This window comes from Paenarthrobacter sp. OM7, from assembly GCF_029873575.1.
GTDB lineage: Bacteria > Actinomycetota > Actinomycetes > Actinomycetales > Micrococcaceae > Arthrobacter.
Genome location: NZ_CP123579.1, coordinates 322,657 through 343,634 on the forward strand (window position 1 = coordinate 322,657; position 20,978 = coordinate 343,634).

A 20,978-nucleotide genomic window follows, 5' to 3' on the forward strand; every position below is an offset into this window, starting at 1 on the left:
CACTAATTTAAATGTTAGATGTCTGACATCTTACATTCACTAAACCGCTACACAGATTTCCCACGATGGAGTGCACAGTGACCCTTGAAGCAGACGTTCTGGCCGCTTTCCCGCCGGAAGTCCGGATTCCCGCTCAGCTGGTAGCCGACGCCGTTGCCGCGTCCGCCGCCACCACCCCGCGCGTTTTGGTTGTCCTCGACGACGACCCCACAGGCACGCAGTCCGTTGCGGATCTCGCTGTGCTCACCCGCTGGGAGATTGAAGACTTCACCTGGGCCTTCACCCACATCCGTGAGAACCAGACCCAGGCCGCCGTTTACGTCCTCACCAACACCCGCAGCCTGGACCCCGCCGAAGCCGCTGCCCGCAACGAGGAGATTGTCCGCAACGCCCTCGCTGCGGCGTCGGGCAACGGTGGTGGTCCTCGGCTGCGCCTCGGCTTCGTCAGCCGCAGCGACTCCACCCTCCGTGGTCACTACCCGCTGGAGCCGGACGTCATCGCCGCTACCGTCGCCGCGGAAACCGGCGAACCCACCGACGGCGTCGTGATCGTTCCGGCGTTCCCCGACGCCGGCCGCGTCACTATCGGCGGTGTCCACTTCATGCGCGGCACGGGAGAAAACCTCGGCACACTTACCCCTGTGGCCGAGACGGAATTCGCCAAGGATGCGAGCTTCGGCTTCAAGAACTCTGAGATGGCCAAATATGTGGAGGAGAAGTCGCAGGGCCGCTTCCCTGCCAGCGACGTGATCGTCCTTGACCTGAACATCATCCGCGCCGGCGCGTCTGCCCAGGACCCCACCATCTCCGCCAAGGCCATCGCCGACGCTCTGGAGTCCGCCACCAACTCCACTCCGATCGTGGCCGATATCGTCACCGAGAACGACTTCCGCGCCCTTGCCCTGGGCCTCGAAGAAGCCGAACGGCGCGGCAAGAGACTCCTTTACCGCGTGGGCCCGCCGTTTGTCCGCGGCCGGATCGGCCAGGAAATCCGTACCGCTCTGACCTCCGAAGAGGCGTTCGCGGGCAATACTCCCTCTGCAGCCGGCGGCTTGATCGTGGTCGGCTCCCACGTTGGTGTCACGACCCGCCAGCTCAACGACCTCACAGCCGAGCACAGCTCGGCCAAGACTATTGAGATCGACGTCGAGAAACTCATCGCCGGTACCGAAACCGCGGGTGAAGCAGAGGCCGACGCCTACATCGGAACCGTGGTGTCCGACGTCGTGGACGCTCTCCACTCCGGTGACGTCATCGTCCACACCAGCCGCCTGCTCATCAAGACCGACGACGCCGCCGCGAGCCTGAAGATCGCCCGCACCGTCTCTGCCGCCGTCGTCGCTGTGGTGAACCGGACCCTGAAGACCTTCCCGCCGCGCTTCGTCATCGCCAAGGGCGGTATCACCTCCTCCGATGTGGCAGCGCATGGTTTGGAAATCCGCCACGCGATCGTCCGCGGGCCCATGCTGCCAGGCATCGTCTCGCTGTGGGAGCCGGTGGACGGTCCCGCAAAGGGCATCCCGTACATCGTGTTTGCCGGCAACGTCGGAGACGACCAGTCCCTGACCCAGGTCACCCGCAAGCTCAGCAACACTTTCTAGAATCCCGAAATTCAATGGAGAACACCATGACCAGCAGCAACTACACCATCACCGTCCTGGGCCTTGGGGCCATGGGCCTGCCCATGGCTACCCGCCTCGCATCCGAGCTCACGGTTCACGGCTTCGACATTGCCGAGCCGCGCCTTGAACTCGCCGCAGAAGCCGGCATCAAGACCTTCGCCTCAGCCCGCGAGGCTTCCCAGGACGCGGACGCGTTGCTCCTGGCCGTGCGCAACGGCGAGCAGCTCAACGATGTCCTGTTCGGTGAGAATGGCGTCGCCTCGGTATTGAAGCCGGGCGCCGTCGTGATCCTCGGCAGCACCGTTGGCACCGAAGCCATCCCCGCCACGGTCGCCAAACTCGCTGAGTACGGCGTCGCACTGGTGGACGCTCCGCTGTCCGGCGGTCCGAAGCGTGCCGGTGAAGGCGACCTGCTGATCGTCGTCGGTGCCGAGCCGGAGGCTCTTGAAAAGGCACGCCCCGCACTCGAGCTGCTGGCCTCCACCCTGAGCATCGTGGGCGACAAGCCCGGCGACGGCCAAGCCCTCAAGACCGTCAACCAGCTGCTCTGCGGCGTGCACATCGCCGCCGCTGCCGAGGCCATGGCCCTTGCCGACGCCCTCGGCCTGGACCAGGCGAAGACCCTTGCCGCCCTCGAAGCCGGAGCCGCCGGTTCCTTCATGCTGTCCAACCGTGGTCCGCGCATCCTCGAGGCCTACTCCGAAGACGGCGCCGAAGTCCTCAGCCGCCTCGATATCTTCGTCAAGGACATGGGCATCGTGGGCAAAGCGACCCGCGCCGCCGGCCTCGCAGCACCCGTTGCCGCCGCAGCCGAACAGCTTTACCTTCTCGGCCAGGCCCAAGGCCTCGCCGCTGCCGACGACTCCGCCGTCATCAAGGTTGTCGCGCCCGCAAAGCGCACCGCCTAACCACCCCCATAAGAACCCGCGACGACGGCGATCCCCCCTTCGCCGTCGCCGCCACCTCCCGCCGGTCTTGCCTAGACTGGTATGTCAAAGGAGACACCCCCCATGAATCCCCTCGTTAACTCGTTGATGGTTCAGGCGGCCGACGCCCCCGCCATCAAACCCGCAGTGGAACTGGGAACGCCCCTTCTGCTGACCATCGCCGCAGCCGGAATCGCTTTGCTGCTGGTGCTGATCATCCGCTTCAAGATCCAGGCTTTCGTTGCGCTGCTGGCAGTCAGCATCGTGGTGGGTGTTGCCGCCCAGATTCCGCTCAAGGACATCTTCACCGTTGTAACCACGGGCGTTGGCAGCACCATGGGCAAGGTCGCCTTGTTGATTGCCCTCGGCGCCATCCTCGGCCGCATGATCGAGGTTTCCGGGGGCGTGCAGTCCCTGGCTACCCACTTCACTGAGAAGCTTGGCGCGAAACGCGTCGCTATCGCACTGACCGCCGTGGGTTTCCTTGTGGCGATCCCCGTGTTCTTCGAGGTGGGCGTGATCGTCCTGGTCCCGATCGTCTATGCCTTCGCCAAAATCGCGAACGTCCACCCCATCAAGTTCGGCCTGCCCATGGCGGGCATCATGCTGTCCATCCACGTCGCCGTACCGCCGCACCCGGGCATCGTCGCCGGCGCCGGTGTCTTCGGCGCCGACATTGGGCTGATTACCCTCATCTCCCTGATCATCTGTGTTCCACTCGGTTTCCTGTCCTACTGGGTTGCCAGCATCATGAACCGCAAGGAGTACGAGCTGCTCCCCGGCGTCAAGCAGCAGGTGGACGAGTTCGGTTCTGAATCCCTGGTCCACGTCGGCCACGACGGTCCGGGTGCCCGCGCCATCGCTCCTCCGCGTCCCGGCCTGATCATGTTCCTGATCGCCGCTCCGATCGTCCAGATCCTCCTTGGCACGGTCGGCACGCTGACTATCCCCAAGGACAACTACTGGTACGGCGTGGCCGCGTTCATTGGCAACCCGTTCTTCGCCCTGCTCGTCGCCGTTGCGCTGTCCTTCTTCCTGCTCGCTGTCCGCCGTCATTGGTCCCTCAAGGAAACCGGCGAGATCTTCGAAGGCGCACTCCCTCCCATTGCTTCCATCCTCATGGTGGTCGCAGCCGGCGGCGTGTTCGGTGAAGTGCTCCGCACGTCCGGCATCGGCGCAGCCCTGTCGCATACCCTGGACAGCCTTGGCCTGCCGGTCATCGTGCTCGGCTTCATCATCTCGCTCGCCCTCCGCGCCGCGCAGGGTTCTGCAACCGTCGCCATCGTGACCACCACCGGCCTGCTGACCTCCGCCGTGATGGAAGGCGGCTACACCCCTGCGCAGATCGCCGTGATCGTGATCGCCATCGGATTTGGCTCGCTCGGCCTCTCACACGTCACCGACGCAGGCTTCTGGACCGTGGTCCGTTACTACGGCCTCACCGTGTCCGACGGCCTCAAGACCTGGACCGTCCTCACCACGATCCTTGGCCTGGCCGGCTTCGCGCTGACGTACGTCGCCTGGATCCTGGTAGGGGGCTTGGCCCACTGATGCGCACCACACTCGATGACCTGGTCACCTCTGCGCTGGCCGATGGCTCCGCAGTTCCGGCATTCACCTGCTACGACTTCACTACAGCCCTTGCCGTGGTTGCGGCCGCTGAGGATGCCCGTCTTGGCGTGATCCTGCTGGTCGCTCCGAAGACTGCGTCCACTGCCAACGGCCTGAGGCTCATCACGGCCCTGCGTGGCCTGGCTGACTCCGCGAGTGTTCCCGTCTCTGTCCAGCTTGACCACGCGTCGGATCTGCAGGTCATTCGTGATTCCGTGGCTGCCGGTGCTGACACGGTGCTCGCCGACGGTTCGTCCTTGCCCTACGAGGACAACATCGCCCTGGTCTGCGAAGTCCGAGCCGCGCTGGACGCGCTAGGTGCTGCCGACGTCGTGATCGAAGCAGAACTCGGCGGCCTTGCCGGCGACGAGGACAGGGCGTTCGGTACTGACGATTCAGCGCACGACGCCGCAACGTCAGTTGCGGGGCTCACTGACCCGGCGCAGGTGGCTGACTTCGTTGAACGAACAGGGGCGCAGCTCCTGGCCGTTGCAGTGGGCAACGTGCACGGCAAGTACAAGGGCGAGCCCACCATCCGCTGGGACGTGCTGCAGGACGTCGCAGCACGGACCGACGTTCCGCTGGTGCTCCACGGTGCTTCCGGCATCCCCGCCGATGAGCTCGCGAAAGCCCCTTCGTTGCGGGTTGGCAAGGTGAACTTCAACACTGAACTGCGCACCGGAATCCTGTCCACGCTGGAATCTGAAACCGCAGCGCACAGGGCCGATGGCGAGAATCTGCAAGGCCTGCTGTCCAAGTGGAACGTCTCTGCGGCGACCTTCGCCGGTGCCACACTGGAGTTGCTCAGCGCCTGACGGGCAGCGCGGCACCCCGATACCGGCATGACAGGGAGGCTAGGATCAAACCATGATCCTGGCCTCCCTGATTTTTGCGTCGATAGCTGCCCTGCTCCACGTTTACATCTTCACCATGGAGTCCATTACCTGGACCAAGCCCAAGACATGGAAAACGTTCAGCATCACCTCCCAGGCTGACGCGGAAACCACCAAACCGCTCGCCTACAACCAGGGCTTCTACAATCTCTTCCTGGCCATCGGAGCCTTGATCGGAATCGTCGCAGTGGCCATGGGCGCCCCGCAGGTGGGCTGGACCCTCGTCTTCAGCAGTTGCGGTTCCATGCTTCTGGCAGCTTTGGTCCTCGCCGCAAGCGGCAAGAAGTACCTCCGCGCAGCGACCCTCCAAGGAACCACGCCGCTGCTCGCCGTCGTGCTTGGTGTCCTGGCGCTGACTCTTGGCTAGGACCCAGGCTCCCGGCTAGGACTCCGGCGGTCCGTCCTGGGCTGCGGCTTCGTCCATCCAGACCACTTCCCAGTGGTGCCCATCCAAGTCACGGAACGCCCGGCTGTACATGAATCCCATGTCCATGGGGTCGTAGGTTTCGGAACCTCCGGCGTCAAGGGCCTTGGTGGCCAAGGCGTCCACCTCTTCACGGCTGTCGGCCGAAATGGCGACTATTGCCGCCGTCGAGTTTTGGGTGTCCGCGATGGGCTGCTTGGTGAACTCGGCAAACTTGGCGTGGGTCAGGAGCATGGCGAAAATGGTGTCGCTGAAGACCACGCAAGCGGCGGTTTCATCGGTGAAGTTTGGATTGATGGAGTAGCCAAGGGCCGTATAGAAGGCCTTGGACGCCTCGAGGTCGCTGACGGGGAGGTTCACGAATATGGACGTAGTCATGGCTTCGATCCTGCCGGTGTTTCGCCGTCCCGTCCAGACCCCAAAAACCAGTGGTGGATGACCCGCCGATACCCAGCCATATCCAGCCTGCTGGCTCCGCCCCTTCGACGGGCGGACAATGGAGTCAACACGCAGGTGCGTGGGTTCCAAGGGAGAGCCATGGAGCGGGAATCGGAAGCGAACCACCGCGCAGGCCGGGACGCGGTGGCGCAGAGGGATCCGGCGATCGACCTTGTCCGGTTCACCTGCCTGCTCCTGGTGGTTGCTGCGCATTGCATGATGGCCAACCCTGTTCTGCAGAAGGACGGGACGGTCACCACGGAGAACGTACTCATGGAGCAAAGCTGGTTCACACCTGTGGCCTGGGCCCTCATGATCGTTCCACTGTTCTTCGTGCTGGGTGGTGTGACGGGCTTGCAGTCGTGGCGGCGCCTGAGAGCCCGCGGCGGTACCGGACTCGACTTCGCCCAACTCCGGCTCCTCCGACTGGTCCGCCCCGCCATGGCATTGCTCGCCGTCATGTGGGGAGGGCTGTGGGTCGCGCTGCTGCTGGGTGTCCACCCCCAGGTCATCCAGCTCATGGCCACCGGCGCCGCCATGCCGCTGTGGTTCCTGGCCGCCTATCTCACGGCGCAGCTCAGCGTTCCACTCCTGGCCAGGTTCCACGAACGCGCACCACTGCTGACCTTCGCCATGTTGGTGGCGCTGATCATCACGGTTGACTCCCTTCGAGGAGCGCTTCCCGTGCTCGCGTTCACCAATCTGATCTTTGTGTGGTGTGCGGTCCAGCAGTTGGGTTTCCTCATAGCGGATGGATTCTTGGAACAGCGCAGCCGTACCTGGTTGGTGGGTGTCATTGTCTCCAGCAACCTGTTGTTGGGGCTGGTCACAGGAGTGGCTGTTTATCCGGGCAACATGGTGGTCAATATCAACCCGCCCAACCTGTGCTTGCTGCTGTTGGGCATCTCACAGGCCGCAACGCTTCAGCTCCTCCGCAACGGAATTGAATGGCTCGCGGGAGTCCGCTGGATCCAGGCAGTCATTGCCGTAGCCGGCCGCAGGTCCATGACGGTTTATCTGTGGCATCTTCCGCTGCTGGTGGGCATGTCAGGTTTGTTGTTGCTCACCGACGTGCCCAAGCCCGCAGGTGGCACGCCCGAATGGTGGTGGGCCCGGATCCCTGTTTTCCTTGCCGTGGTCGCCTTGCTGGTGCCGGTGGTGTGGCTTTGTGGCTGGTTGGAGGACCGTCCGACGGCGGCAAGCCACGCCCGGGGTCCTTCGCGTACCGCTGTGGTGACGGCCGCCGTCGTCGTTTTGATCCCGCTTGCGGACGCCGCGTTAAACGGCCTGACGCTTGCCTTGTTGGGTGGGGGAGCGGCGTGCTTTGCCCTTTCAGTCCTGTTGCTGGGCAGGGTTCCGACGCCGGTGCTGCCGCTATCGCCCGACGTTGGGATCCATGAGCGGCGCGGCTATCAGGTCCCCACGTTGCGGGAGCCGGGTTTAAGTGCCAATCTCGAACCATGACCGAGTACACGGATTCACTGGCAGAGTCGTTCCGCCCTGGCGTCACTACGGTGCGCAACGACAAATTCCACCGCTATGAGCTGTACGTAGACGGCGATTTGGCCGTGATTTCCCAGTTCCTTGATCGGCCCGGTCACATTGATTTCATCCATACGGAAACCAAGCCCGGGTTCAACGGCCAGGGCTTGGCTAAAGTCCTGGCGCACTTTGCTCTGGACGATGTTGTGGCGTCCGGTAAGCGCATCATCCCGCATTGCCCGTATATCGCCGCGTACCTGAAAAAGCACGAAGGCTATGAGCAGGATGTTGACTGGCCCGCCGAGAAGCCCTCGGGCGAACCGGGCAACGAATAAGGCCTAAGCGGGCACTGGCTGCTCTGAGTTCTTCCTTCTCTTCAGTGGCAGGCCTGCCCTGTCCGCAGGGAAGGGCCAGTCTTTCCGTGCGCCGCTGAGGGAGACGATTGCGTCATTTTCATCGAAAACGACTTGGCCGCGGCAGCTGGCATGGACCTGCATGGCGCTGACCAGGCTGCCCCCGTGGATATGGTCGGCGTCGGTCACTAAATAGGTAAAACTCCGCATCACGGACTCCCCAGGGGCCAGCAGCCGGATCCGGAGGTCGCGCTCAACCGGTTCCGAGGTATAGCGCAGCACTTCCATGCCCTCGTTGGTGAAGGACCGGGGTACCAGCGTCACGTCCCGCAAATGGCTTGCGGAGCGGTTGATGATCCATGCCGTAAAGATGACGGTATCTCCTGGAATGGCCACCGGCCGGTCCGCTCCGTAGACCAGGGTGGCGCGGCCCGCATTCTTCTTGCGGGTGAGTGGACCTGATCTGTGCGGCGGCAATCCACGGACAATGGCGCTCGGTTGCTGCGTTCCGTCCTTATGGAGAGCACGCATCAGTTTCAGGAAGGGGCGGGGGCGGCGGACGTCCATGGTTCCTCGATTCGCGCCAGGGTTCAGGAGGGTCATGTTTATTAGTGCGGCCAAGGTTGGGATCGTGACGCGAAAGTTGGAGTTCTCTACAGGCCCGCGACGCCCGGTTCAAGTCACACGGTTTCTGGTGTCACACTATTGTTTATGGATCAAGTAGTTGCGGTCGGCGCCGATGGGGCGTCACCACTTTCGGTGACGGCCTCTGCCAGCGATCCGCAGATCATTGCTTTGGTGCGTGAAGGCGCCACGGAGGCCTTCGACGTTCTCTATCAGCGGCACATGAAAGTGGCACAGTTCGTTGCCCGGTCCCAAACGGACAACCCGAGCGACGCGGATGACGTGGTGGCCGAGTCTTTCGCCACAATTTTTCAGCTGCTGACGGAAGGCAAGGGACCCAAGGAGTTTTTCCGGTCCTACCTCCTCACCGTGGTGAGGCGTACCGCACACGATCGAAACCGCAAAGCCCGCCGGATGCCCACTGCGGAGAATGACGCCATCCTCGATGCTCCGGTCCTGGACACCGATCAAGTAGTCAGCGAACTTGAGTCGAGCATGATGGCCAAGGCTTTCAAGTCCCTGCCGGAGCGCTGGCAGGCTGTTCTGTGGCACCTTGATATCGAGGGTCTGAAGCCTGCAGCAGCCGCTCCCTTCGTGGGCCTGACCCCCAATGGTGTCTCGGCGTTGGCGCTCAGGGCCAGGGAAGGTCTGCGCCAGGCTTATCTTCAGCAGCACATCAGCCGGACAGTGGATCAGGCCTGTGACGAATATGCCAGCCAGCTGGGTAAGTACGCCCGCAATGCGTTGAAGCGCACTTCCGCCGAGAAGGTAGGCGCACATCTGGAAGGCTGCGCGAAATGTACGGCCTTGCTGATTGAACTCAATGACATCCAGGGCGGCATGCGCTCCATCCTCTTCCCCCTGCTGACAGGGATCACCTTCACTCCGGCGGCAGCAGGGGCGATCGGCTTCGGTGGCACGTCTACGGGTGCGGCCAACGGTGTTGCCGGGAGTACCGCTGCACCCGGAAATGTCGCTGCCCAGGGTATCCGTGGCCTCAGCAACGCGTGGAAGTTGACGGCCGCCGTGATAGTGGGCGTCATGGCATTGGCAGGGACCCTCATGTGGTTCCTTCAGCCCAGCCCGGCGTCGCAGTCCACTGCGTCCGAGGCCGTCTCCAACCTCCCGCCAGCCCAGGAGACTTCGTTGGCCACGGCGACCCCACTCCCGGCCGCATCCTTGCCCGAAGTGGTGGAACCTCCGGCCGTCGAGGCTCCACGGGCAAATCCCTCTCCCGACAGTCCGGTGGCACTGCTGCCGGAACCACCCGCCGTCGTGATTCCACCAGCCCCGGCCCCGCAGCGGAAGGCAGTTGTAGTGGACTCCGGTACGGTGACGTCGACGCCGGCACCCGGCGGTGTGCCTCCTGCGGCACCCGCTACCCAAACGGTTGACGCCAAGTTCGCGGCTACGCAAGGGGCGAACCCGACGGAACGGACCCTCAAAGTGGACTTCTCGCTTCAGGGACAAGGCAGCCCGACTGCCGGCCAAGTGGACTTCACCCTGCCGGATGGGGCAACGTTCCTGGCTGGAAGAACTGTCGCTCCCGCAGGGTGGACCTGCGTCGGTGTCTCTGGGGAAGAACGCCAGATCCGGTGCAGCACCGACTCCGTGGATGGTACCGACCTCGCATTCACCGTGGGAGTTGCCCTGCCAGCTGCCGCCGTGTCTGGAACGCTGGATTACCGGTTTGCCGCGCAGGGTGTCATCACCAAGAACTTCACCAATACGTTCAGCTAGGCACTCGGACCCAGCCCCATGGCCTGCAGCCAGGGCTAGCCCGGGCGGCTCTGTCTTTCGGCGCGCCGGCTGCCTTCTTTGCCCTGTCTTTCCGGGGCCTTTAAAGATTTCTGGATTCTCTACCTTTTTTCGCGTCACGAAGAGATGCCTCCATCCACTGGAGTACTGGCGAGTAGCCTAGCTCGACGCCGATTCGCTTCTGTGGGTCGGCCTCGTGCGTGACAACGAAAAGCGAGAGAGAACCGTGAAACACACACGTCCACAAAAGCTGTTGGCGGCCGTCGTCGCCACAGCGATCATGTCGCTGGGGGTGGGTGGCGCCTTAGCGCCACCGGCCTTGGCGACAGTCCCGGGGTCCCCGGGTGTTGCCCAACCAGGAACGCCGGTCTACACCGAGGACTTCTCCAACCAAAATGCCACCAGCGGTGCCATCAGCATCCTCAACTACACCGGCGGCGCCGAGGCTGCCAATGAAACATACTTTGCAGACACCCCTTACACTCCGGCCGGCGGACAGTGCGATGGCTGGATACTGAATTCCTCCACGCCGTTGCCAACCTCTGACGCCGGGTGTACCAACAACCAGCCTGATGGTTGGAACCAAATCCGGCAAATGGCTGCCGCCCTTGGATTGGCCCAAGGCCAGACAGCTGCGGAATCCTCCACCAACCAGGTGCTGTCCGAATACACGAACAGCCCCACCGGGCGCATCACACCCGGAGTCCAGTTCCGGACTGAAGACAACACTATTCCTGCGACCGAGGGCCACTACTACGCAGTATCGGCCTACTTCGCACAGGTGAACTGCCACTCGACCCACGCAAAGGAGACCTTCAGCCTGCTGATCAACGGCACGCGCCAGGTCCTCAGCACCGGGCTTGATCCTTGTGGATCAAACACCACCAACGGCGCCGCCATAGAGATCCAGAAGCTCCAGTCTGCTGCCTACCAGGTGCCGATGGGCACCTCCCCTTCACTCGGTCTTGAGCTGAGGAACGAAGCCACCAGCGGTGCCGGTAACGACGTCGCTTTTGACCTTCCGCAGATCGTGGACGTTACCCCCCAGGTGGATAAGTCCTTCACCCCGTCCCTCATCGGCCCCGGCGGAACGTCCAAAGTTACCTTGACGGTGACAAACACAGACGATTTGATGGCCAAGAATGACTGGTTCATCACGGATACCCTCCCTGCCGGCGTAGTTGTTGCCGGTACCCCCAATATTGGTGGCACCTGTGTACAAGCCGCCGGAACCAATCCCCTGGTGCGCACGGCCGTTGCCGGCAGCAACACCATCGCGGTGACCGGCGGGGACCTCGCCCTGGGCATGACCTCCTGCACCATCGAAGTTGACGTCACGGCAGCAGCCGAGGGCACCTATGTCAACGGTCCGGCCAACATTGCCACCAACCTGAACCCGCCGGCTGACGCAACCTTGGTAGTCAAGGCCCCTCGCCTCGAACTGAGCAAGGCACTGGATGCCACCCGCCTGATGGATTCGGATCAGTTCACCACTGAGATCCGCACCGGCTCGGCTACGGGACCTGTTGTCAGCAACACTGCCAACGCCACCACCACCGGTACGGGTTCCACCGTCACTGCGGGTACAGGTGTCACTGGCGAATACATCGCTGACGCCGGGGCAACGTACTACCTGACGGAGTCGGGTACCAACCTGTCCGGCTACAGCAAGGTAATCACCTGTGTTGACGCCAACGGTCTTCAGGCTGGACTGCCCGTCGGAGCGGTAGTAGATGCTGCTTACTCCCTGGTGCCTGTTGCCGGCGCCGATATCAGCTGTGTTCTCACCAACACGGCCGTTCCGGCACCGGAATTGGAATTCACCAAGTCCGCTGACTCTTCAGACATCCAGGATCCGTCTGCTGTGGGTGACCAGATCACCTACACGTTCACGTCCACCAACACGGGCAACGTACCCCTGACGGGTGTCACCATCAACGACCCCTTGGATGGTTTGTCTGCCCTCACCTACACCTGGCCAGGGACTCCGGGCACCTTGCTCCCCGGTGAAACTGTGACGGCTATGGCCACCTACGCCATCACCCAGGCTGACATTGATGCAGGACACGTGGCCAACCTTGCCACCACCACGGGTAATCCTCCGACAGGTCCTCCTGTCACCCCGCCTCCGGCTGGTACGGATACCCCGCTGACTCCGGCTCCGGCCATGGAGTTCAGCAAGTCCGCTGATGCTTCGGCAATTCAGGATCCGTCGGTTGTGGGTGACCAGATCACCTACACGTTCACTTCCACGAACACGGGCAATGTCTCCCTGACCAACGTGTCCATCAACGATCCGCTGGCTGGCCTGTCAGCCCTGACCTACACCTGGCCCGGTGTTGCAGGAACGCTCCTGCCCGGCCAGACGGTCACCGCTACGGCAACGTACGCCATTACGCAGGCCGACATCAACGCCGGCCACGTCGCCAACACGGCGACTACCACTGGCACTCCGCCCACCGGTCCTGCGGTAACGCCGCCTCCGGCTGGTACGGATACCCCGCTGACTCCGGCTCCGGCCATGGAGTTCAGCAAATCCGCGGATGCTTCGGGCATTCAGGATCCGTCGGTTGTTGGTGACCAGATCACCTACACGTTCACTTCCACGAACACCGGCAACGTTCCGCTGACCAACGTGTCCATCAACGATCCGCTGGCTGGCCTGTCTGCCCTGACTTACACCTGGCCGGGAACTCCGGGCGAGCTGCTTCCGGGCCAGACGGTGACGGCTACGGCAACGTACGCCATCACGCAGGCTGATATCACGGCCGGTCATGTGGCAAACTCGGCAACCACGACGGGCACCCCGCCTGTTGGTCCTCCGGTGACGCCTCCTCCGGGCACCACCGACACTCCGCTGACGTCAACTCCGGCCATGGAGTTCACCAAGTCCGCTGACGCGTCCGCCATTCAGGATCCGTCCGTTGTGGGTGACCAGATCACCTACACGTTCACATCCAAAAACACCGGCAACGTCACGCTGACCAACGTGTCCATCAATGATCCCTTGGTTGGTCTCTCGGCACTGGAATACACCTGGCCGGGCACTCCCGGCGAGTTGCTTCCGGGCCAGACCGTGACGGCTACGGCAACGTACGCCATTACCCAGGCTGATATCGACGCCGGTCACGTCGCCAATGCAGCGACCACCACGGGCACCCCGCCTGTTGGCCCGCCGGTAACCCCTCCTCCGGGAACCACAGATACTCCGCTGACCAGGGCTCCAGCCATGGAGTTCACCAAGTCGGCTGATGCTTCGGACATCCAGGATCCGTCCGTCGTGGGTGACCAGATCACCTACACGTTCACGTCCAAGAACACGGGCAACGTGAAGCTCACCGGCGTGGTCATTGATGACCCGCTGGCGGGTCTGTCGCCGTTGGTTTACACGTGGCCGGGCACTCCTGGTGAACTGCTCCCGGGTCAATCGGTGACGGCTACGGCAACGTATGCCATTACGCAGGCTGATATCGACGCCGGTCACGTTGCGAACGTTGCGACCACTACGGGTACTCCGCCCACCGGTCCTGCGGTGACGCCGCCTCCGGCTGGTACTGACACTCCGTTGACGGCTGGTCCGGCCATGGAGTTGACCAAGTCCGCTGATGCTTCGGCAATTCAGGATCCGTCGGTCGTGGGTGACCAGATCACCTACACGTTCACGTCCACCAACACAGGCAACGTGAAGCTGACTGGTGTGGTCATCAATGATCCGCTCGCGGGTCTTTCGGCTCTGACCTACACCTGGCCGGGTACCCCCGGCGAGCTGCTCCCGGGTCAGTCTGTAACGGCTACGGCAACGTACGCCATTACGCAGGCTGATATCGACGCCGGTCACGTTGCGAACGTTGCGACCACTACGGGTACTCCGCCCACCGGTCCCGCGGTCACGCCGCCTCCGGCTGGTACGGATACCCCGCTGACTCCTGGCCCCGCCTTGGAGTTCAGCAAGTCCGCTGATGCTTCGGCAATTCAGGATCCGTCGGTTGTGGGTGACCAGATCACTTACACGTTCACGTCCAAGAACACTGGCAATGTGAAGCTCACCAACGTGTCCATCACGGATCCGCTGGCTGGCCTGTCTGCCCTGACTTACACCTGGCCGGGTACCCCGGGCGAGTTGCTGCCAGGTCAGACGGTGACCGCTACGGCGACGTACGCCATCACGCAGGCTGATATCGATGCAGGTCATGTCGCCAACTCGGCAACCACTACCGGCACCCCGCCTGTTGGACCCCCTGTTACGCCTCCGCCGGGAACGACGGATACTCCGTTGACCCCGGCTCCGGCGATGGAGTTCAGCAAGTCTGCGGATACTTCGGCAATCCAGGATCCTTCGGTTGTGGGTGACGTCATTACCTACACCTTCACCTCGAAGAACACGGGCAACGTGAAGCTCACCAACGTGTCCATCACGGACCCGCTGGCTGGTCTTTCGGCTCTGTCGTACACCTGGCCCGGCACTCCGGGCGAGTTGCTTCCGGGTCAGACGGTGACGGCTACGGCAACGTACGCCATTACCCAGGCTGATATCGACGCCGGTCATGTCGCCAATGCGGCGACCACCACGGGCACCCCGCCTGTTGGGCCGCCGGTGACGCCTCCTCCGGGAACGACGGATACCCCGCTGACTCCGGCTCCGGCCATGGAGTTCAGCAAGTCCGCTGATGCTTCAGCAATCCAGGATCCGTCGGTTGTGGGCGATCAGATCACCTACACGTTCACCTCGAAGAACACGGGCAACGTCAAGCTCACTGGTGTGGTCATCAATGACCCGCTGCCGGGTCTCTCGGCGCTGGAATACACCTGGCCTGGTACTCCGGGCGAGTTGCTTCCGGGTCAGACGGTGACTGCAACGGCAACGTATGCCATCACCCAGGCTGACATCAATGCAGGCCACGTCGCGAACACGGCAACCACCGTGGGCACTCCGCCCACCGGTCCCGCTGTAACGCCTCCTCCGGCCGGTACTGATACCCCGTTGACCCCGGCTCCGGCCATGGAATTCAGCAAATCGGCTGATGCCTCCGGTGTCCAGGATCCGTCTGTTGTGGGCGATCGCATCGTCTACACGTTCACGGCGAAGAACAGCGGCAACGTGACCCTGACCAACGTTTCCATTACGGATCCGCTGGCCGGTCTCTCGGCTCTGACGTACACGTGGCCCGGCGCGGCAGGAACCCTCCTGCCCGGCCAGACGGTGACGGCTACGGCAACGTACGCCATCACGCAGGCTGATATCGACGCCGGTCATGTCGCGAACAGCGCCACGACCACTGGTACTCCGCCGGTTGGTCCTCCTGTCACGCCTCCTCCGGGAACGACGGATACTCCGTTGACCCCGGGCCCGGCCATGGAGTTCACCAAGTCCTCGGATGCCTCCGCTATTCAGAACCCGGCAGTTGTAGGTGACGTGATCACCTACACGTTCACGGCGAAGAACAGCGGCAACGTGACCCTGACCAACGTTTCCATCACGGATCCGCTGGCTGGCCTCTCGGCTCTGACGTACACGTGGCCCGGCGCGGCAGGAACCCTCCTGCCCGGCCAGACGGTGACGGCTACGGCAACGTACGCCATCACCCAGGCTGATATCGACGCCGGTCATGTCGCGAACAGCGCCACGACCACTGGTACTCCGCCGGTTGGTCCTCCTGTCACGCCTCCTCCGGGAACGACGGATACTCCGTTGACCCCGGCTCCGGCGATGCAGTTCACCAAGTCGGCCGACGCCTCCGCTATCCAGAACCCGTCCGTTGCAGGTGACCTGATCACCTACACGTTCACGGCGAAGAACAGCGGCAACGTCAAGCTGACCGGTGTGGTCATCAATGATCCCCTGGCTGGCCTGTCTGCCCTTGAGTACGTCTGGCCGGGTACCCCCGGCGAACTGCTTCCGGGCCAGTCCGTGACGGCTACGGCAACGTACGCCATCACCCAGGCTGACATCGACGCCGGTCATGTTGCGAACAGCGCCACGACCACCGGCACTCCGCCCACCGGTCCGCCGGTGACGCCTCCTCCGGGAACGACGGATACTCCGTTGACCCCGGCTCCGGCGATGGAGTTCAGCAAGTCGGCGGATGCTTCGGCAATCCAGGATCCTTCGGTTGTGGGTGACGTCATTACCTACACCTTCACCTCGAAGAACACGGGCAACGTGAAGCTCACTGGTGTGGTCATTAATGACCCGCTGGCTGGCCTCTCCGCGCTCAGCTACACCTGGCCGGGAACCCCCGGCGAGCTGCTTCCGGGTCAGACCGTGACGGCTACGGCAACGTACGCCATCACGCAGGCTGATATCGACGCCGGTCATGTCGCGAACAGCGCCACGACCACTGGTACTCCGCCCACCGGTCCTCCGGTGACGCCTCCTCCGGGAACAACGGATACTCCGTTGACCCCGGCACCGGCGATGGAGTTCAGCAAGTCCGCTGACGCCTCGGCAATCCAGGATCCGTCTGTTGTGGGCGACCAGATCACCTACACGTTCACGTCCAAGAACACCGGAAACGTGACGCTGAAGAACGTATCCATCACGGATCCGCTCGCCGGCTTGTCTGCCCTTGAGTACACCTGGCCGGGTACCCCGGGCGAGTTGCTTCCGGGTCAGTCCGTGACGGCTACGGCGACGTATGCGATCACCCAGGCTGATATCGACGCCGGTCATGTTGCGAACAGCGCCACGACCACCGGCACCCCGCCTGTTGGTCCGCCGGTGACGCCTCCTCCGGGAACAACGGATACTCCGTTGACCCCGGCTCCGGCCATGGAGTTCACCAAGACGGCAGACGCTTCGGCTGTCCAGGACCCTTCGAAGGTGGGTGACGTTATGACGTACACCTTTACCTCGAAGAACACGGGCAATGTGAAGCTGACCGGTGTGGTCATCAATGATCCCCTGGCTGGCCTGTCTGCCCTTGAGTACGTCTGGCCGGGTACCCCCGGCGAACTGCTTCCGGGCCAGTCCGTGACGGCTACGGCAACGTACGCCATCACCCAGGCTGATATCGATGCGGGTCATGTCGACAACTCGGCAACCACTACCGGCACCCCGCCGGTTGGACCCCCGGTTACGCCTCCTCCGGGAACCACGGATACCCCGTTGACCCCGGCTCCGGCAATGGAGTTCAGCAAGTCGGCTGATGCCTCGGCGATCCAGGATCCTTCACAGGTTGGTGACGTTATGACGTACACCTTCTCTGCGAAGAACACCGGCAACGTGAAGCTCACTGGTGTGGTCATTAATGACCCGCTGGCTGGCCTCTCCGCGCTCAGCTACACCTGGCCGGGAACCCCCGGCGAGCTGCTTCCGGGTCAGACCGTGACGGCTACGGCGACGTACGCCATCACGCAGGCTGATATAGATGCGGGTCATGTCGCCAACTCGGCAACCACTACCGGCACCCCGCCTGTTGGGCCGCCGGTGACGCCTCCTCCGGGAACGACGGATACCCCGTTGACCCCGGCTCCGGCCATGGAGTTCACCAAGACGGCAGACGCTTCCGGTGTTCAGGACCCATCGGTTGTGGGCGATCGTATCGTCTACACCTTCACGGCCAAGAACACCGGCAACGTCACGCTGACCAACGTGTCCATTACGGATCCGCTGGCTGGTCTCTCGGCACTGGCTTACACCTGGCCGGGTACTCCGGGCGAGTTGCTTCCGGGCCAGACGGTGACGGCTTCGGCATCGTATGGCATTACACAGGCAGATATCGATGCCGGTCATGTCGCGAACAGCGCCACGACTACGGGCACTCCGCCTGTTGGTCCTCCTGTTACGCCTCCTCCGGGAACGACGGATACTCCGTTGACCCCGGCTCCGGCGATGGAGTTCACCAAGAGTTCGGATGCCTCCGCCATTCAGAAACCTGCAGTTGTTGGTGACCAGATCACTTACACCTTCACGGCGAAGAACTCCGGCAACGTCACGCTGAAGAACGTCACTATTGACGATCCTTTGGCTGGTCTCTCGGCACTGGAATACACCTGGCCGGGTACTCCCGGCGAGTTGCTTCCGGGCCAGACGGTGACCGCTACGGCAACGTATGCGATTACCCAAGCTGACATCAATGCAGGCCATGTAGTGAACGCGGCGACCACTACGGGCACTCCGCCCGTTGGTCCTCCGGTGACGCCTCCTCCGGGAACGACGGATACTCCGTTGACTCCGGCTCCGGCGATGCAGTTCACCAAGACGGCTGACGCTTCCGCTGTTCAGGACCCGTCCGTTGCAGGTGACAAGATCACCTACACGTTCACGGCGAAGAACAGCGGCAACGTCAACCTCACCAACGTGTCCATTACGGATCCGCTGGCTGGCCTGTCCGCCCTCGAGTACACCTGGCCGGGCACCCCCGGTGAGCTGCTTCCGGGTCAGACGGTGACGGCTACGGCAACGTACGCCATCACCCAGGCTGATATCGACGCCGGTCATGTTGCGAACAGCGCCACGACCACTGGCACTCCGCCCACCGGTCCGCCGGTAACGCCTCCTCCGGGAACCACGGACACCCCGTTGACCCCGAAGCCGGCAATGGAGTTCAGCAAGTCTGCGGATGACTCGGCCGTACAGGATCCTTCCAAGGTTGGCGACGTCATTACGTATGCCTTCTCTGCTAAGAACACGGGCAACGTCACGCTGAAGAACGTCACGATCACCGACCCGCTGGCTGGTCTTTCGGCTCTGACGTACACGTGGCCGGGCACTCCGGGTGAGCTGCTTCCGGGTCAGACGGTGACGGCTACGGCAACGTACGCCATTACGCAGGCTGATATCGATGCGGGTCATGTTGCTAACAGCGCCACGACCACTGGTACTCCGCCCACCGGTCCTCCGGTGACGCCTCCTCCGGGAACGACGGATACTCCGTTGACCCCGGCTCCGGCGATGGAGTTCAGTAAGTCCGCTGATGCCTCGGCTGTCCAGGATCCTTCCAAGGCCGGTGACGTCATCACGTACACCTTCGCTGCGAAGAACACGGGCAACGTCACGCTGAAGAACGTTTCCATCAGCGATCCACTGGCAGGCTTGTCTGCCCTTGAGTACACCTGGCCGGGCACCCCCGGCGAGTTGCTGCCCGGTCAGACGGTGACGGCTACGGCAACGTATGCCATCACCCAGGCAGATATCGACGCCGGTCATGTCGCGAACAGCGCCACGACCACCGGCACCCCGCCTGTTGGTCCTCCTGTCACGCCTCCTCCAGGAACCACGGATACTCCGTTGGTCCCGAAGCCGGCGATGGAGTTCACTAAGTCGGCTGATGCCTCGGCAGTTCAGGATCCTTCCGTTGCAGGTGACCTGATCACCTACACGTTCACGGCGAAGAACACCGGCAACGTGACGCTGAAGAACGTGTCCATCAGCGATCCACTGGCAGGCCTGTCTGCCCTGGCATACACCTGGCCGGGCACCCCCGGCGAGCTGCTGCCCGGTCAGACCGTGACGGCTACGGCAACGTACGCCATCACCGTGGCTGATATCGACGCCGGTCACGTCGCCAACTCGGCGACCACTACCGGTACCCCGCCTGTTGGTCCTCCTGTCACGCCTCCTCCGGGAACGACGGATACTCCGTTGACCCCGGCTCCGGCAATGGAGTTCACCAAGTCCGCGGACGTCTCGGCTGTTCAGGACCCCACAGTTGCAGGGGACAAGATCACCTACAACTTCACGGCCAAGAACACCGGCAACGTGACCCTGACCAACGTGTCCATCACGGATCCGCTGGCTGGCCTCTCGGCACTGACATACGCCTGGCCCGGAGCTGCAGGAACACTGCTGCCCGGTGAGACAGTGACGGCGACGGCAACGTACGCCATCACCCAGGCTGATATCGACGCCGGTCACGTGGCGAACTCGGCAACCACCACGGGTACCCCGCCCGTTGGTCCGCCGGTAACGCCTCCTCCGGGTGAAACGGACACTCCGTTGACTCCGGCTCCGGCCATGGACTTCAGCAAGACCGCCGTGGCTCCGGCAACGGATGGTCCATCGAAGGTGGGTGACGTGATCACCTACAACTTCACGGCCAAGAACACCGGCAACGTGAAGCTCACCGACGTGTCCATCACGGATCCGCTGGCTGGCCTGTCCGCCCTCGAGTACACCTGGCCGGGCACCCCCGGTGAGTTGCTGCCCGGTCAGACGGTGACGGCGACGGCAACGTACGCCATCACGCAGGCTGACATCAACGCCGGTCACGTCGCCAACTCGGCGACCACCACCGGCACTCCGCCCATCGGTACTCCGGTGACGCCTCCTCCGGGTGAAACGGACACACCGTTGACCCCAGCGGCAGGTTTGGAGTTCACCAAGACGGCCGATGCCTCGGCCGTGGGAGACCCCACCCAGGTGGGTGACGTGATCACGTACACGTTCACCGCGAAGAACACCGGGAACGTGCCGTTGACGGACGTCTCCATCAACGATCCGATGCCGGGCCTCTCGGCTCTGGCTTACACCTGGCCCGGCGTTGCAGGAACCCTGCTGCCCGGTGAGACCGTGACCGCGACAGCAACGTATGCGATCACCCAGGCGGATATCAATGCCGGTGAGGTCGCTAATACTGCGACTGCAACGGGCACACCTCCGACGGGACCGCCGGTCACCACACCACCTGCAAGTGCTGTTGTGACCTTCCCGCCGGTAGTTCCGAGCCAGCCTTCAGGTCCGTTGGCCAACACGGGAGCTGTGCTCACTGTGTTGCCCATCAGCCTGCTGGTAGTTTCCGCGGGGCTGTTCCTGTTCCTCGTTGGACGCCGCAAGCGTTCCGAGGCATAGGACAAAAAGTGCGCGGCAATCGGGGCCCCAACCCCGGTTGCCGCGCATTTTCAACAAA

The 20,978-nt window shown here is 63.1% G+C and carries 11 protein-coding genes; 9 read left to right on the top strand and 2 right to left on the bottom strand.

Translation table 11 applies throughout. From position 1 onward, the window contains the following. The first annotated feature begins 77 nt into the window (after positions 1-77). The 5 genes from QEH68_RS01610 (at position 78) to QEH68_RS01630 (ending at position 5,419) form a co-directional block, all read left to right on the top strand. Positions 78-1,601, top strand: a complete 1,524-nt coding sequence (locus QEH68_RS01610; protein ID WP_280625938.1) for a four-carbon acid sugar kinase family protein — start codon at positions 78-80, stop codon at positions 1,599-1,601. Between the two features lie 26 nt (positions 1,602-1,627). Beyond that, a complete protein-coding gene (locus QEH68_RS01615) occupies positions 1,628-2,530 on the top strand; it encodes an NAD(P)-dependent oxidoreductase (protein ID WP_207595868.1) in 903 nt (300 codons plus the stop codon). Positions 2,531-2,632: 102 nt separating this feature from the next. After that, positions 2,633-4,099, top strand: coding sequence for a GntP family transporter (locus QEH68_RS01620; RefSeq protein WP_280625941.1), 1,467 nt, complete (start codon positions 2,633-2,635; stop codon positions 4,097-4,099). Beyond that, the gene (locus QEH68_RS01625) at positions 4,099-4,974 is read left to right on the top strand and encodes a class II fructose-bisphosphate aldolase (RefSeq protein ID WP_280625943.1); all 876 of its coding nucleotides are present in this window, start codon (positions 4,099-4,101) and stop codon (positions 4,972-4,974) included. The genes QEH68_RS01620 and QEH68_RS01625 overlap by 1 nt, the downstream gene beginning before the upstream one ends. A gap of 52 nt (positions 4,975-5,026) precedes the next feature. Continuing rightward, the gene (locus QEH68_RS01630) at positions 5,027-5,419 is read left to right on the top strand and encodes a DUF1304 domain-containing protein (protein ID WP_207595871.1); all 393 of its coding nucleotides are present in this window, start codon (positions 5,027-5,029) and stop codon (positions 5,417-5,419) included. Positions 5,420-5,434: 15 nt separating this feature from the next. Here the strand turns inward: QEH68_RS01630 and QEH68_RS01635 are convergent, their stop codons facing one another. Beyond that, entirely contained in the window at positions 5,435-5,854 is a 420-nt protein-coding gene (locus QEH68_RS01635; protein ID WP_207595872.1) for a VOC family protein, read from the bottom strand. Positions 5,855-6,013: 159 nt separating this feature from the next. On the opposite strand from QEH68_RS01635, the gene QEH68_RS01640 reads away from it, so the two are divergent. After that, a complete protein-coding gene (locus tag QEH68_RS01640) occupies positions 6,014-7,378 on the top strand; it encodes an acyltransferase (RefSeq protein WP_280625946.1) in 1,365 nt (454 codons plus the stop codon). Next, positions 7,375-7,731, top strand: coding sequence for a GNAT family N-acetyltransferase (locus QEH68_RS01645; protein WP_280625948.1), 357 nt, complete (start codon positions 7,375-7,377; stop codon positions 7,729-7,731). Before QEH68_RS01640 ends, QEH68_RS01645 begins: the two co-directional genes overlap by 4 nt. A 3-nt stretch (positions 7,732-7,734) precedes the next feature. Here the strand turns inward: QEH68_RS01645 and QEH68_RS01650 are convergent, their stop codons facing one another. Beyond that, entirely contained in the window at positions 7,735-8,352 is a 618-nt protein-coding gene (locus QEH68_RS01650) for a hypothetical protein (protein ID WP_280625950.1), read from the bottom strand. Between the two features lie 108 nt (positions 8,353-8,460). Between QEH68_RS01650 and QEH68_RS01655 the strand changes: the two genes are divergently transcribed. Beyond that, complete coding sequence (locus QEH68_RS01655; protein WP_280625952.1) at positions 8,461-10,113, top strand: sigma-70 family RNA polymerase sigma factor; 1,653 nt, start codon at positions 8,461-8,463, stop codon at positions 10,111-10,113. A gap of 244 nt (positions 10,114-10,357) precedes the next feature. Further along, complete coding sequence (locus QEH68_RS01660) at positions 10,358-20,920, top strand: hypothetical protein (RefSeq protein ID WP_280625955.1); 10,563 nt, start codon at positions 10,358-10,360, stop codon at positions 20,918-20,920. Positions 20,921-20,978: the final 58 nt, after the last annotated feature.

Coding starts and splice junctions, on each gene's coding strand:
- QEH68_RS01650 (WP_280625950.1), bottom strand. CDS start 8,352: ATGACCCTCCTGAACCCTGGCGCGAATCGAGGAACCATGGACGTCCGC.
- QEH68_RS01655 (WP_280625952.1), top strand. CDS start 8,461: ATGGATCAAGTAGTTGCGGTCGGCGCCGATGGGGCGTCACCACTTTCG.
- QEH68_RS01620 (WP_280625941.1), top strand. CDS start 2,633: ATGAATCCCCTCGTTAACTCGTTGATGGTTCAGGCGGCCGACGCCCCC.
- QEH68_RS01615 (WP_207595868.1), top strand. CDS start 1,628: ATGACCAGCAGCAACTACACCATCACCGTCCTGGGCCTTGGGGCCATG.
- QEH68_RS01635 (WP_207595872.1), bottom strand. CDS start 5,854: ATGACTACGTCCATATTCGTGAACCTCCCCGTCAGCGACCTCGAGGCG.
- QEH68_RS01630 (WP_207595871.1), top strand. CDS start 5,027: ATGATCCTGGCCTCCCTGATTTTTGCGTCGATAGCTGCCCTGCTCCAC.
- QEH68_RS01640 (WP_280625946.1), top strand. CDS start 6,014: ATGGAGCGGGAATCGGAAGCGAACCACCGCGCAGGCCGGGACGCGGTG.
- QEH68_RS01645 (WP_280625948.1), top strand. CDS start 7,375: ATGACCGAGTACACGGATTCACTGGCAGAGTCGTTCCGCCCTGGCGTC.
- QEH68_RS01625 (WP_280625943.1), top strand. CDS start 4,099: ATGCGCACCACACTCGATGACCTGGTCACCTCTGCGCTGGCCGATGGC.